The organism is Citrobacter sp. RHBSTW-00986 (assembly GCF_013783065.1).
In the GTDB taxonomy this organism is placed as follows: Bacteria; Pseudomonadota; Gammaproteobacteria; order Enterobacterales; family Enterobacteriaceae; genus Citrobacter; species Citrobacter braakii.
Genome location: NZ_CP056200.1, coordinates 4,547,200 through 4,559,490, shown reverse-complemented (window position 1 = coordinate 4,559,490; position 12,291 = coordinate 4,547,200). Strand labels below are relative to the sequence as shown.

Below are 12,291 nucleotides of genomic sequence, written 5' to 3'. Positions count from 1 at the left end.
AGGTGGACCGGTTGGCCGGATAAGGCATTTATGCCGTTATCCGGCAACGTCGGTTAGAAGCAGTGACCTGCTTCGAGGGCAACCGCGTCTTCACCTGCTTTAAAGACGTAAGTAGTGTTCGGACCGCCAAGAACCGCCTGGCCGTTACTCACCTTAATCCAGTTTCCTTCCGGCAAACCAATCACCGTCAGCTCTGGTGCCACAACCAGCAGCTCGCGAATACGCTGTTCACGCGTTTCGCCTTTGTGGCCTTCCGGAAGCGCATTGGTGAAATGTGGGTTAATCTGCAGCGGGAACAGACCCAGGGCATCAAAACCTTTTGGATCGACAATCGGCATGTCGTTGGTGGTGCGGATGGTCTGGCAGGCGAGGTTAGAACCTGCGCTCCAGCCGATGTACAGCGCACCGCGTTTGACGACATCCACAATCGGCGCCAGCAGTCCGCGCTCGCGGCTCTCTTTCAGTAACTGGAAGGTGTTACCCCCGCCGACAATCACCAGCTCTGCGTTTTCAATGGCAGCGATCGGGTCGGCAACGGTATGAATGCCAGTAACGTTGACGCCCATTGGCGCAAAGATGGCTGCCGTTTTCGCCGTGTATTCATCCCAGGTTTGCGTCACGCCAGCGAACGGAATAAACACCGCCGTACGGCGACCATTCAGCTGCTCAGCAATCAGCGGTAGCGCATGTTCCATCCAGCCTTTGCCCGGCAGCGTCGAGTTACTCAATAAAAGCAGTTCCATCATTTCTCCATGTAATCAGAAAATTACAAACCGCGATAATGCTACCACTATCAGCGTAACGCCTTACTGATATGGCTCACGATGTTGGAAGGGGGGAAAGCCGAACGGGTTAACCACAACCTCCTGTTGGAAAAGCCCGTTCAGACTTAACAACGATCAATCTATTGAAACAGCGTTCTTTTGCGTAGTGGCAAACGCCAGGCCTTCGTCCTCCCAGCCCTTAATACCACCAATCATTATTTTCACCGGTCGACCTAGCTGCGCCAACTTCAGCGCCGCGCGATCGGCCCCGTTACAGTGCGGGCCAGCGCAATAGACGACAAACAGTGTGTCCTGTGGCCATTTTTTCAAGGATTCCGTATTTATCAGTCGATGGGGGAGATGAATCGCGCCAGGGACATGACAACGGGAAAAACTCTCTGCACTCCCCACCACATGTAAAAGCACAAAATCTTTGTCGTCAGCAGCCATCGCGGAATGAACGTCAGAACAATCCGTCTCCATATTCAGACGTTGCTGGAAATGGGCGATAGCTTGTGCAGATGAAGCGGCTGGAATATCAGTTACGGTACTCATATTGTTGTTTTCTCTTGTGGTGAAATCAGCTGTTGTGTTACCTCTTATCTCATCAAAAAATTAACCTCGAAACACCCTCTGACCATGACAGATTCCGCCAGGATCATGACAACATCTTCTCGCCCGTTGGTCGTTGCACTCGCTTATGACGGGCTATGTACTTTCGAGTTTGGCGTCGCAGTGGAAGTTTTTGGGCTTCCGCGACCTGAGCTGGGAGAGGGCTGGTATCGTTTTGCCGTGGCTTCGGTTGATCAAGGTGAATTAAGGGCAACTGGTGGGGTTCGTATCGTGGTGGACGGTGGATATGAATTGCTGCAGGAAGCAGACACTATTGTCATTCCTGGCTGGCGTGACGTGAACTCACCGGTCCCAGAAGCATTATGCGATGCGCTTCGTGAAGCACATCAACGCGGTTGTCGAGTCATCTCTATCTGTTCTGGTGTATTTGTTCTGGCTGCGGCAGGTTTGCTGGATGACCGTAAGGCGACGACGCACTGGCGTTACGTCAGTGAACTCCAGCGACGCTTTCCCGCCATCAACGTCGTGGAAGATGTCCTGTATGTCGGTGACCACGACGTGCTCACTTCGGCAGGTAGTGCGGCAGGGATTGATTTATGCTTGCATGTGGTGCGCACTGATTTTGGACTTGAGATTGCCAATAACGTGGCCCGTCGCCTGGTGCTGCAGCCCCACAGGGATGGCAGCCAGACTCAGCAACACCTGCGTCCTGTTGCCCGCAGTCGGGAAAGCCAGCGTTTTGGTCTTTTGCTTGACTGGTTACATAACAATATCGCGCAGAAGCATACCCTTGACGCTCTGGCCAGCCAGGTCGGTATGAGTCCCCGCACGTTGATGCGGCGATTTCAGGAGTCAACGGGGCTTACTCCCGCACGTTGGCTGATGAATGAACGGCTAAACCGTGCGCAGCAGGCGCTCAATACATCCCATATCAGTATTGAGCAGATCGCGCAGCAAACCGGGTTCGGCAGCGCAAACTCTTTGCGTTACCACTTTCAAAAACGATTTGGTATCAGCCCGCAGGCATTACGTAATCAGATGCGATAGCACATTTTCACACTCTGCTTTTTTATCCCCCGCAAGGTAGGGTATATTTCGCTGTCAAAGGAGAAATTATGCTGCCCGACTCATCCATCCGATTAAATAAATACATCAGTGAAAGCGGAATCTGCTCGCGCCGCGAGGCGGATCGCTTTATCGAACAAGGGAATGTCTTCCTGAATGGTAAACGCGCCACCATTGGCGATCAGGTGATGCCTGGCGACGTCGTAAAAGTGAATGGTCGGTTGATTGAGCCGCGTGAAGCGGAAGATCTGGTTTTTATCGCGTTGAACAAGCCGGTAGGGATTGTCAGCACCACTGAAGACAGCGAACGCGACAACATTGTTGATTTCGTTAACCACAGCAAGCGCGTGTTCCCAATCGGTCGTCTGGACAAAGATTCCCAGGGGCTTATCTTTCTGACCAACCACGGCGACCTGGTGAATAAAATCCTGCGTGCCGGTAACGATCACGAAAAAGAGTATCTGGTGACGGTAGATAAGCCGGTCACTGATGACTTTATCCGTGGGATGAGTGCCGGTGTGCCAATCCTTGGCACCGTTACCAAGAAATGTAAGGTCAAGAAAGAAGCGCCGTTTGTGTTTCGCATCACGCTGATTCAGGGGCTGAACCGCCAGATCCGTCGTATGTGCGAGCACTTTGGCTATGAAGTTACTAAGCTTGAGCGTACACGTATCATGAACGTTGGTCTGTCCGGCCTGCCGCTGGGTGAATGGCGCGACCTGACGGATGACGAACTGATCGACCTGTTCAAGCTGATTGAGAACTCGTCCTCAGAAGCCAAACCGAAGGCGAAAGCGAAGCCAAAAACAGCAGGCATTAAGCGCCCGGTGGTGAAAATCGAAAAATCGGCTGAGAAAGAGAAATCGCGCCCGGCGGCAAACGGGAAGCGTTTTACCTCGCCGGGGCGTAAGAAGAAAGGGCGTTAACGTCTGCCGCGCGTTGGCGTATTCGCTGACCAGGAAAATGATGCTTCCGCATCCGGTTTATAAGCCTGCTTTTTCTTCAACTGGCGGGCTTTTTTAGCTTCTGCTTCGCGCAAGGCCATCAGTTTATCGATGTACTCTTTCTTGATGCTGTTGGTCTCAGCGTTGGTCAGCAGTCGACCATGCGCAATGCGCGCGCGGTCGAGCAGCGTTTTCAGTTCACGCTGTTCGCGCTCGGTCATCTCTTTTTGGGTAATGCGGGGGAGTGCCATAAGGGTGCCCTCTGTTAGCCGATATTCGCAGTGTACGGCAAAGTGCAGAGGCTGGGTAGGCCGGATAAGGTGTTAGCCGCTATCCGGCCTGCCGCCGCCAATTAGCGGCGTTCTTTTTCTTCAATCGGTTTACCGGACCAGTAACCTGCCAGCAGCGAACCGGAAAGGTTATGCCAGACGGAGAACAACGCGCCGGGCAGCGCCGCAAGCGGGCCAAAGTAGATTTTGCCCAGCGCAGCGGCAAGCCCTGAATTCTGCATGCCCACTTCAATAGCCAACGTACGACAGGTTGACTCGTCGAAACCAAACAGTTTTCCGCCCCAGTAGCCGCCGAGCAAGCCAATGGTGTTATGCAGGATCACGGCGATAATCACCACAAAGCCGACAGACGCAATGTGCGAGGCGGACCCCGCCACGACGGCGCTGATGATCGCCAGGATACACACCATAGAAAACGCCGGTAGATACGGTTCCACGGCTTTTACGACGCGTGGGAACAGATGGTGAATGACCAGTCCCAAAGCAATCGGAATGACCACGATCTGCAGAATACTCAGCAGCATACCCATCACATCCACCTGGATATGCGCGTCGACATACAGCCGTGTCAGCAGCGGCGTGGCGACAACGCCGACCAGCGTTGAAACCGATGAAATAGTCACGGAGAGCGCCACATCACCTTTTGCCAGATAGATCATGACGTTCGATGCGGTTCCGCTGGCGACGCTACCGACCAGCACCATCCCTGCCGACAGTTCCGGCGGCATATTAAATGCCAGCGCCAAAATCCATGCGGCGAGCGGCATCACCAGATAGTGCAGGAAAATACCCGCCGCGACAGGTGCGGGGCGTGAAAGTACGCGTTTAAAGTCGTCCACCTTCAGGTGAACGCCCATGCCGAACATGATCAGCATCAGCAACGATGGCACGAATGGCCCGACAGGCGTAAAGGTGGAGGGCGTGTAATACGCAATAACAGAGAGTAGCAGCGCCCATAACGGGAACAGCCGCGTGAGAGTAGCGAGCATGTTATCTTCCTTGCGATTGAAATGTGTTGTGTTGTTATAAAAAAGCCGGGTTCGAGCCCGGCTATAGTTATTGTTTATCGCGTGATGAAATATTATTCAAACAAATTATGATGCAGCTTCTGTACCACCTGTTCGGCTTCGCTACCGGGCACCAGGAAGCACAAGTTATGGCTGGACGCGCCGTAGCAAATCATGCGGATGTTGAACGGCTCCAGTACACCAAACACCTCTTTACCCACGCCGCAGGCTTTGGACAGGTCGTTGCCAATCAACGCCACCAGCGCCAGGCCTTCTTCGACTTCAACCCGGCACAGGGCAGACAGTTCCATCAGCAGAGACTGCGTTAACAGCGTATCGCCGGTGGAGGTTGAGCCGGTGGTATCCAGCGTCAGCGCTACGCTGACTTCAGATGTGGTAATTAAATCTACCGAGATATTGTGGCGTGCAAGGATGCTGAACACTTCTGCTAAAAAGCCGCGAGAGTGCAGCATATTCAGGCTATGCAGCGTCAGCAGCGTCTGCTTACGGCGTAGCGCCAGCGCACGGAACAGCGGTGGATTCGCGGTTTTATTGCAGACCAGCGTACCGCCTGCTTTTGGATCCTTGCTGGAGCCAACAAATACCGGGATATCGCTACGTACGGCCGGCAACAGGGTTGCCGGGTGCAGCACTTTCGCGCCAAAGGTCGCCATTTCCGCGGCCTCTTCAAAAGCGATTTCATCAATACGCTGCGCAGCAGGAACAACGCGCGGATCGGTAGTGTAAATGCCTGGAACATCGGTCCAGATATCGACGCGCGTTGCGTGCAGCGCTTCGGCCAGCAGGGCGGCTGTATAATCGCTACCGCCGCGCCCCAACGTGGTGGTGCGGCCTTTGCCTTCGCTGCCGATAAAACCCTGAGTGATTACCAGACCTTCGCTCAGACGCGGGGCCAACTGAAGCGTTGCCAGTTCAGCCAGCGCCGCGACGTCGGGTTCTGCGCGACCAAAACGATCGTTGGTGCGCATCACTTTACGCACGTCAAACCACTGCGCTTGCACGTTGCGTTCACGCAGGATCTCGACGAACAACAGGGTAGACATCAGTTCACCGTGGCTGACCAGTTCGTCGGTCAGGGCGGTTGAGGTCGCCAGTGACGCCGCTTCTGCCAGCGTGGTGATGTTTTCCAGCAGACGTTCAATCTCTTCACGAATTACGTTCGGATAACGCAGGCGTTCCAGAATATTGAACTGAATTTGACGAATGGCGTCGAGTTTTTCGAAGCGCTCGGTTGGCTCCAGCCCTTCAGCCAGTGCGACCAGCAGGTTGGTAATTCCAGCGGAAGCGGAAAGTACCACTACACGGACGTTAGCATCAGAAAGTACCACATCAGCGCTGCGATTCATGGCATCAAAATCCGCCACGCTGGTACCGCCAAACTTGGAGACAACTACATCAGTCATAACTACCTCGTGTCAGGGAATGAATAGAGCGACCATGGCACATAAGGCAGAACGAAAACCGGTGCAGGCGCAAATGCAAATACCGTATTTATAAATAAAATGTGTAGCTTGCACTGTCAACGCTGGGATTATGCGGATTTTTCATGCTGCGTTTCCGTTCAGTAACAGCGCTTATAACATCTATACTTTTTACCCCGGTTCGATGGATACAAGGGCGATGGCATTAAAACAATCACACTTTTCTGTGACTGGCGTTACAATCGATCTCAGTCACAATTCTCAAAATCAGAAGAGTATTGCTAATGAAAAACATCAATCCAACGCAGACCTCAGCCTGGCAGGCACTACAAAAACACTTTGAAGAGATGAAAGACGTTACTATCGCGGATCTGTTCGCGAAAGATAGCGATCGTTTCGCTAAATTTTCCGCTACGTTTGACGATCTGATGCTGGTGGATTTCTCCAAAAACCGCATCACTGAAGAGACGCTGGCTAAACTGCAGGATCTGGCGAAAGAGACCGATTTGGCAGGCGCCATCAAGTCCATGTTCTCCGGTGAGAAAATTAACCGCACTGAAGACCGTGCCGTGCTGCACGTGGCGCTGCGCAACCGTAGCAATACTCCAATCATCGTTGACGGCAAAGATGTGATGCCGGAAGTGAACGCGGTGCTGGAGAAGATGAAATCCTTCTCTGAAGCGATTATCTCCGGAAGCTGGAAAGGCTATACCGGTAAAGCCATTACTGATGTCGTGAACATCGGTATCGGCGGTTCAGACCTCGGCCCGTTCATGGTGACCGAAGCGCTGCGCCCGTACAAAAATCACCTGAACATGCATTTTGTGTCTAACGTCGATGGTACGCACATTGCCGAAGTGCTGAAGAAAGTGAATCCGGAGACTACGCTGTTCCTGGTCGCTTCCAAAACCTTCACCACTCAGGAAACCATGACTAACGCCCACAGCGCGCGCGACTGGTTCCTGGCGACCGCTGGCGACAACAAGCACGTTGCCAAACACTTCGCAGCGCTCTCCACTAACGGTAAAGCGGTTGGCGAGTTCGGTATTGATACCGCCAATATGTTCGAGTTCTGGGACTGGGTTGGCGGTCGTTACTCCCTGTGGTCTGCAATCGGTCTGTCCATCATCCTTTCTGTGGGCTTCGACAACTTTGTTGAGCTGCTTTCTGGCGCGCACGCCATGGACAAACACTTCTCCACCACTCCGGCGGAGAAAAACCTGCCGGTGCTGCTGGCGCTGATCGGTATCTGGTACAACAATTTCTTCGGTGCTGAAACCGAAGCGATTCTGCCGTACGACCAGTATATGCACCGTTTCGCGGCCTACTTCCAGCAGGGCAATATGGAATCCAACGGTAAATACGTTGACCGTAACGGCAATGCGGTGGATTACCAGACAGGCCCAATCATCTGGGGTGAGCCGGGTACTAACGGTCAGCATGCGTTCTACCAGCTGATTCATCAGGGTACCAAAATGGTTCCGTGCGATTTCATCGCTCCGGCAATCACCCACAACCCGCTGTCGGATCACCATCCGAAACTGCTGTCTAACTTCTTCGCTCAGACCGAAGCGCTGGCTTTTGGTAAATCTCGTGAAGTGGTTGAGCAGGAATACCGCGACCAGGGTAAAGATCCTGCAACGCTTGACCACGTTGTGCCGTTCAAAGTGTTCGAAGGTAACCGTCCAACTAACTCCATCCTGCTGCGCGAAATCACACCGTTCAGCCTGGGTGCGCTGATTGCACTGTACGAGCACAAAATCTTCACTCAGGGCGCGATCCTGAATATCTTCACCTTTGACCAGTGGGGCGTTGAGCTGGGCAAACAGCTGGCGAATCGCATTCTGCCAGAGCTGAATGATGATAAAGAAATCACCAGCCATGATTGCTCAACTAACGGTTTGATTAACCGTTATAAGTCCTGGCGTTAATCTGCTTCTTCCTTCGAGCCGCAGCGCTGTTGGCTGCGTTCGTTAACCCCGGTCACATAGCTATCTATCTATGCTCCCGGGGATTAACGATCTTGCCGCCTTGTTGCAATTCGAATGAATTTGCAGATTACTTATAAAAAAGCCGATATTAATATCGGCTTTTTTTATAATCTGGCTCCCGAATATGTACGTTTTTGCTTTACACCTTTATTGAGCTTAATCCTAAAATAATTCATTCAACGTTATCGTGTTTCTGGTTTTTTCAGAATTACCGGATGTTGTGTTTTTGTTTTTATATTTTAACTTTATGATTGTATTGATTTAATTATCTGCCGTTAATCATTTTATTTCTTGCTATCTAATTATCCTAAATTCCCGCCTGGCGTAATTTGCACACTTTGGCTTGTGTATACTCGATCTCGCCCGAAATTCTTTTGGGTAAATCTCCATTCATACAATGAAGGGAATTTGTGATGAAAAAAGTTCTGTATGGCCTTTGGGCTATATCTGCGCTTGCGGCGACTTCTGTCTATGCTGCCCCCGTTCAGGTGGGTGAGGCTGCAGGGTCGGCTGCCGCGTCGGTTTCGGCAGGAAGTTCCTCCGCAACCAGCGCGAGCACCGTAAGTTCTGCGGTGGGGGTTGCCCTTGCGGCAACCGGTGGCGGCGATGGTTCTAACACCGGAACCACAACCACCACAACCACCAGTACCCAGTAATACCGGTACGTTTAATTCTAACCACACTTCGGTGTGGTTATTTTGCCGCTGCGGAGAAATGTCGTGAAGCGACCAGCGCTGATAATGGTTTGCCTGTTATTACAGGCGTGCTCAGCCACCACCGAAGGGCTGGGTCATTCGCTATGGGATAGCGTGTTTGGTACTCCCGGCGTACAGATGACGGACGATGAAATCAAAAACATGCCCTACGCCAGCCAGTACATGCAGCTCAACGGCGGCCCACAACTGTTTGTGGTACTCGCGTTCGTGGAAAACGGACAGCAGAAATGGGTGACTCAGGATCGGGCCATTCTCGTCACGCAGTCTGGGCGCATGGTGAAAACGCATCTCGGCGGGGATAACCTGATCGAGGTGAATAATCTGGCGGCAGATCCGCTCATCAAACCAAACCAGATAGTCGATGGGGCAACGTGGACCCGCACGATGGGCTGGACCGAACATCAGCAGGTGCGCTATGCCACCGCCCACTCGGTTTTCGAATGGGATGGCACTGACACCATTAAGGTTGGTAGCGAAGATACGCCAGTACGGATCCTTGACGAAGAAGTCACCACCGATCAAACGCGCTGGCATAACCGCTACTGGATCGACAGCGAAGGGCAGATTCGCCAATCGGAACAGTATCTTGGCGCACGTTACTTCCCGGTGAAAACCACGCTGATTAAGGCGGCAAAATCATGATGAAACGAGCCGTTGTGGCGCTGCTATTGAGCCTGAGCGCAGCGTCAGTTTTTGCTGCGGGTAGCGTTAAGGTCTTTACCTCCGCCAGCGAAGAGCCAAAGACTCTGACCGGGGCCGAACATCTGCTCGACCTGGTTGGGCAGCCGCGGTTGAGTAATAGCTGGTGGCCAGGAGCGGTTATCAGCGAAGAGCGGGCAACGACGGAAGCAGAGCGTCAGCAGCAGGCATTACTGGCTCGTCTGGCGATGCTCAGCGCTGAAGAAAGCGGTGACGATGCCGCGGCTATCAACGCATTGCGCCAACAAATTCAGGCGCTGAAGGTGACCGGCATACAGAAGATTAATCTCGACCCGGATGTTGTGCGCGTCAGTGAGCGAGGCAACCCGCCGTTGCAGGACAATTACACGCTGTGGGTCGGACCGCAGCCAACGGATATAACGCTGTTTGGCCTGCTAAGTCATCCGGGTAAACAACCGTTTATACCTGGGCGCGATATCGCCAGCTATCTCGATGGGCAACGTCGGCTCAGCGGCGCAGATCGTAGCTACGCCTGGGTCATCTATCCCGACGGACGCACGCAAAAAGTCCCGGTCGCCTACTGGAACAAACGTCACGTTGAGCCGATGCCCGGCAGCATCATTTTTGTCGGACTCTCTGATGCCGTCTGGCGCAGCACCCCGGATGAAATCAATGCCGACATTCTTCGCACCCTGACCCAGCGGATACCCGAATAATGAGAAAAACTTATCTGCTCAGCTTACTGGCGCTGGGCGTAAGCGTTGCCTGCCACGGTGAAACCTGGCCCGCGCCCATTGGACCTTCCCAGTCCGATTTTGGCGGCGTGGGACTGCTGCAAACCCCAACCGCACGCATGGCGCGTGAAGGCGAAATGAGCCTTAACTACCGCGATAACGATCAATACCGTTACTACTCTGCGTCGGTACAACTCTTCCCCTGGCTGGAAACCACCCTGCGCTATACCGATGTGCGTACCAAAAAATACAGCGGCGTGGAGTCGTTTTCTGGCGATCAGACTTATAAAGATAAGGCTTTTGATCTCAAACTTCGCCTGTGGGAAGAGAGCTACTGGATGCCGCAGGTGGCGGTTGGCGCGCGGGATATCGGTGGTACCGGCCTGTTTGATGCGGAGTATGTGGTGGCGAACAAAGCCTGGGGCCCGTTTGATTTCTCTCTCGGCCTTGGCTGGGGATATCTCGGGACCAGCGGCAACGTTAGCAATCCGTTTTGCTCATACAGTGATAAATTCTGCCATCGCGATAACAGCTACAAGCAGGCCGGTTCTATTGACGGTAGCCAGATGTTCCACGGCCCGGCGTCGCTGTTTGGCGGCGTAGAATATCAGACTCCCTGGCAGTCGCTGCGCCTGAAACTGGAGTATGAAGGTAATAATTACCAGCAGGATTTTGCCGGCAAGTTGGATCAGAAGAGCAAGTTTAACGTCGGCGCTATTTATCGCGTCACCGATTGGGCCGACGTTAACCTCAGCTATGAGCGCGGGAACACCTTGATGTTTGGGGTCACGCTGCGGACTAACTTTAACGATCTGCGACCAAACTATAACGACAATACCCGCCCGAAATATCAACCACAGCCGCAGGATGCCATCCTGCAACATTCGGTGGTGGCGAATCAGTTAACGCTGCTGAAATATAATGCCGGGCTGGCGGATCCTAAAATTCAGGTGCAGGGCGATACGCTGTATGTGACGGGTGAACAGGTGAAATACCGTGATTCGCGCGAAGGGATCGAGCGTGCTAACCGGATCGTGATGAACGATCTTCCCGATGGGATCCGCACGATCCGCATTACGGAAAACCGCCTTAACTTGCCGCAGGTGACGACCGAAACGGAGGTTTCCAGCCTCAAGCGCCATCTGGAAGGGGAGCCGTTGGGCCATGAAACTCAACTGGCACAAAAACGCGTCGAACCCGAGGTACCGAAAACGACCGAGCAGGGCTGGTATATTGATAAGTCACGCTTCAATTTCCACATCGATCCGGTGCTAAATCAGTCGGTGGGCGGCCCGGAAAACTTCTATATGTATCAGTTGGGCGTGATGGGAACGGCGGATTTGTGGGTTACCGATCATCTGCTGACCACCGGGAGTTTGTTCGCCAACCTCGCCAATAACTATGACAAGTTTAACTACACCAACCCGCCGCAGGATTCGCATTTACCACGCGTGCGTACCCATGTGCGTGAGTATGTGCAAAACGATGTCTACGTGAATAACCTGCAGGCCAACTACTTCCAGTCACTCGGAAATGGGTTCTACGGACAGGTTTACGGGGGCTATCTGGAAACTATGTACGGCGGAGCGGGGGCAGAAGTGCTGTATCGCCCGCTGGACAGCAACTGGGCGTTTGGTGTTGACGCCAACTACGTGAAACAGCGTGACTGGCGCAGCGCGCAGGATATGATGAAGTTCACCGACTACAGCGTGAAGACCGGGCATTTGACGGCTTACTGGAATCCTTCGTTCGCCCAGGATGTACTGGTGAAAGCCAGCGTGGGGCAGTATCTGGCGGGGGATAAGGGCGGAACGCTGGAAGTGGCGAAACGCTTTGACAGCGGCGTAGTGGTGGGCGGCTATGCGACTATCACCGACGCCTCGCCGGATGAGTACGGAGAGGGTGATTTTACCAAAGGGGTGTACGTTTCTGTGCCGCTGGATCTGTTCTCGTCAGGCCCAACCCGCAGTCGTGCGGCGATTGGCTGGACGCCGTTAACACGCGATGGCGGCCAGCAGCTTGGACGTAAGTTTGGTCTGTACGACATGACCAGCGACAGGAGTGAAAACTTCCGCTGATAGATGGCCGGATGGGACCTGCGCTTA

At 53.3% G+C, this 12,291-nt stretch carries 12 protein-coding genes; 7 read left to right on the top strand and 5 right to left on the bottom strand.

Features of this window, described 5'->3' with window-relative positions:
• Nucleotides 1-53 precede the first annotated feature (53 nt).
• Nucleotides 54-743, bottom strand: coding sequence for a dipeptidase PepE (gene pepE / locus HV345_RS21975; protein WP_016155430.1), 690 nt, complete (start codon nucleotides 741-743; stop codon nucleotides 54-56).
• A 156-nt stretch (nucleotides 744-899) separates the two neighbouring features.
• Nucleotides 900-1,319 (bottom strand): rhodanese-like domain-containing protein, encoded by a 420-nt coding sequence (locus HV345_RS21970; protein ID WP_181636055.1) that lies wholly within the window; start codon nucleotides 1,317-1,319, stop codon nucleotides 900-902.
• Nucleotides 1,320-1,403: 84 nt separating this feature from the next.
• Between HV345_RS21970 and ftrA the strand changes: the two genes are divergently transcribed.
• Together ftrA and rluF are read left to right on the top strand one after the other, a co-directional pair.
• Nucleotides 1,404-2,384 carry a transcriptional regulator FtrA gene (gene ftrA, locus HV345_RS21965; RefSeq protein WP_181636054.1) on the top strand — a complete coding sequence of 327 codons (981 nt, stop codon included), beginning with the start codon at nucleotides 1,404-1,406 and terminating at the stop codon, nucleotides 2,382-2,384.
• A 68-nt stretch (nucleotides 2,385-2,452) separates the two neighbouring features.
• Nucleotides 2,453-3,328: a 23S rRNA pseudouridine(2604) synthase RluF gene (gene rluF, locus HV345_RS21960; RefSeq protein ID WP_016155331.1), complete on the top strand. Its 876-nt coding sequence runs from the start codon at nucleotides 2,453-2,455 to the stop codon at nucleotides 3,326-3,328.
• Here the strand turns inward: rluF and HV345_RS21955 are convergent.
• The 3 genes from HV345_RS21955 to lysC form a co-directional block, all read right to left on the bottom strand.
• Nucleotides 3,325-3,597 carry a DUF3811 domain-containing protein gene (locus HV345_RS21955; RefSeq protein ID WP_003826541.1) on the bottom strand — a complete coding sequence of 91 codons (273 nt, stop codon included), beginning with the start codon at nucleotides 3,595-3,597 and terminating at the stop codon, nucleotides 3,325-3,327. The two genes, rluF and HV345_RS21955, sit on opposite strands and share 4 nt — an antisense overlap.
• 101 nt (nucleotides 3,598-3,698) lie before the next feature.
• Entirely contained in the window at nucleotides 3,699-4,625 is a 927-nt protein-coding gene (gene panS / locus HV345_RS21950) for a ketopantoate/pantoate/pantothenate transporter PanS (protein ID WP_019077880.1), read from the bottom strand.
• A 92-nt stretch (nucleotides 4,626-4,717) separates the two neighbouring features.
• Complete coding sequence (gene lysC, locus HV345_RS21945; RefSeq protein ID WP_181636053.1) at nucleotides 4,718-6,067, bottom strand: lysine-sensitive aspartokinase 3; 1,350 nt, start codon at nucleotides 6,065-6,067, stop codon at nucleotides 4,718-4,720.
• Nucleotides 6,068-6,369: 302 nt separating this feature from the next.
• Between lysC and pgi the strand changes: the two genes are divergently transcribed.
• The 5 genes from pgi to HV345_RS21920 all read left to right on the top strand — a co-directional run bounded on the left by pgi (nucleotide 6,370) and on the right by HV345_RS21920 (nucleotide 12,264).
• Nucleotides 6,370-8,016 (top strand): glucose-6-phosphate isomerase, encoded by a 1,647-nt coding sequence (pgi, locus tag HV345_RS21940; RefSeq protein ID WP_016155434.1) that lies wholly within the window; start codon nucleotides 6,370-6,372, stop codon nucleotides 8,014-8,016.
• 473 nt (nucleotides 8,017-8,489) lie between these two features.
• The gene (yjbE, locus tag HV345_RS21935; RefSeq protein ID WP_016155435.1) at nucleotides 8,490-8,732 is read left to right on the top strand and encodes an exopolysaccharide production protein YjbE; all 243 of its coding nucleotides are present in this window, start codon (nucleotides 8,490-8,492) and stop codon (nucleotides 8,730-8,732) included.
• A 63-nt stretch (nucleotides 8,733-8,795) separates the two neighbouring features.
• The gene (locus HV345_RS21930) at nucleotides 8,796-9,434 is read left to right on the top strand and encodes a YjbF family lipoprotein (RefSeq protein WP_080860361.1); all 639 of its coding nucleotides are present in this window, start codon (nucleotides 8,796-8,798) and stop codon (nucleotides 9,432-9,434) included.
• Nucleotides 9,431-10,168, top strand: coding sequence for a capsule biosynthesis GfcC family protein (locus tag HV345_RS21925; protein WP_181636052.1), 738 nt, complete (start codon nucleotides 9,431-9,433; stop codon nucleotides 10,166-10,168). Before HV345_RS21930 ends, HV345_RS21925 begins: the two co-directional genes overlap by 4 nt.
• A complete protein-coding gene (locus HV345_RS21920) occupies nucleotides 10,168-12,264 on the top strand; it encodes a YjbH domain-containing protein (protein WP_181636051.1) in 2,097 nt (698 codons plus the stop codon). The genes HV345_RS21925 and HV345_RS21920 overlap by 1 nt, the downstream gene beginning before the upstream one ends.
• Nucleotides 12,265-12,291: the final 27 nt, after the last annotated feature.

Bases quoted from the DNA above. Each gene is read 5' to 3' on its own strand.
- ftrA (WP_181636054.1), top strand. From the start codon at position 1,404: ATGACAGATTCCGCCAGGATCATGACAACATCTTCTCGCCCGTTGGTC.
- HV345_RS21955 (WP_003826541.1), bottom strand. From the start codon at position 3,597: ATGGCACTCCCCCGCATTACCCAAAAAGAGATGACCGAGCGCGAACAG.
- HV345_RS21970 (WP_181636055.1), bottom strand. From the start codon at position 1,319: ATGAGTACCGTAACTGATATTCCAGCCGCTTCATCTGCACAAGCTATC.
- lysC (WP_181636053.1), bottom strand. From the start codon at position 6,067: ATGACTGATGTAGTTGTCTCCAAGTTTGGCGGTACCAGCGTGGCGGAT.
- yjbE (WP_016155435.1), top strand. From the start codon at position 8,490: ATGAAAAAAGTTCTGTATGGCCTTTGGGCTATATCTGCGCTTGCGGCG.
- HV345_RS21920 (WP_181636051.1), top strand. From the start codon at position 10,168: ATGAGAAAAACTTATCTGCTCAGCTTACTGGCGCTGGGCGTAAGCGTT.
- HV345_RS21925 (WP_181636052.1), top strand. From the start codon at position 9,431: ATGATGAAACGAGCCGTTGTGGCGCTGCTATTGAGCCTGAGCGCAGCG.
- pepE (WP_016155430.1), bottom strand. From the start codon at position 743: ATGGAACTGCTTTTATTGAGTAACTCGACGCTGCCGGGCAAAGGCTGG.
- panS (WP_019077880.1), bottom strand. From the start codon at position 4,625: ATGCTCGCTACTCTCACGCGGCTGTTCCCGTTATGGGCGCTGCTACTC.
- rluF (WP_016155331.1), top strand. From the start codon at position 2,453: ATGCTGCCCGACTCATCCATCCGATTAAATAAATACATCAGTGAAAGC.
- pgi (WP_016155434.1), top strand. From the start codon at position 6,370: ATGAAAAACATCAATCCAACGCAGACCTCAGCCTGGCAGGCACTACAA.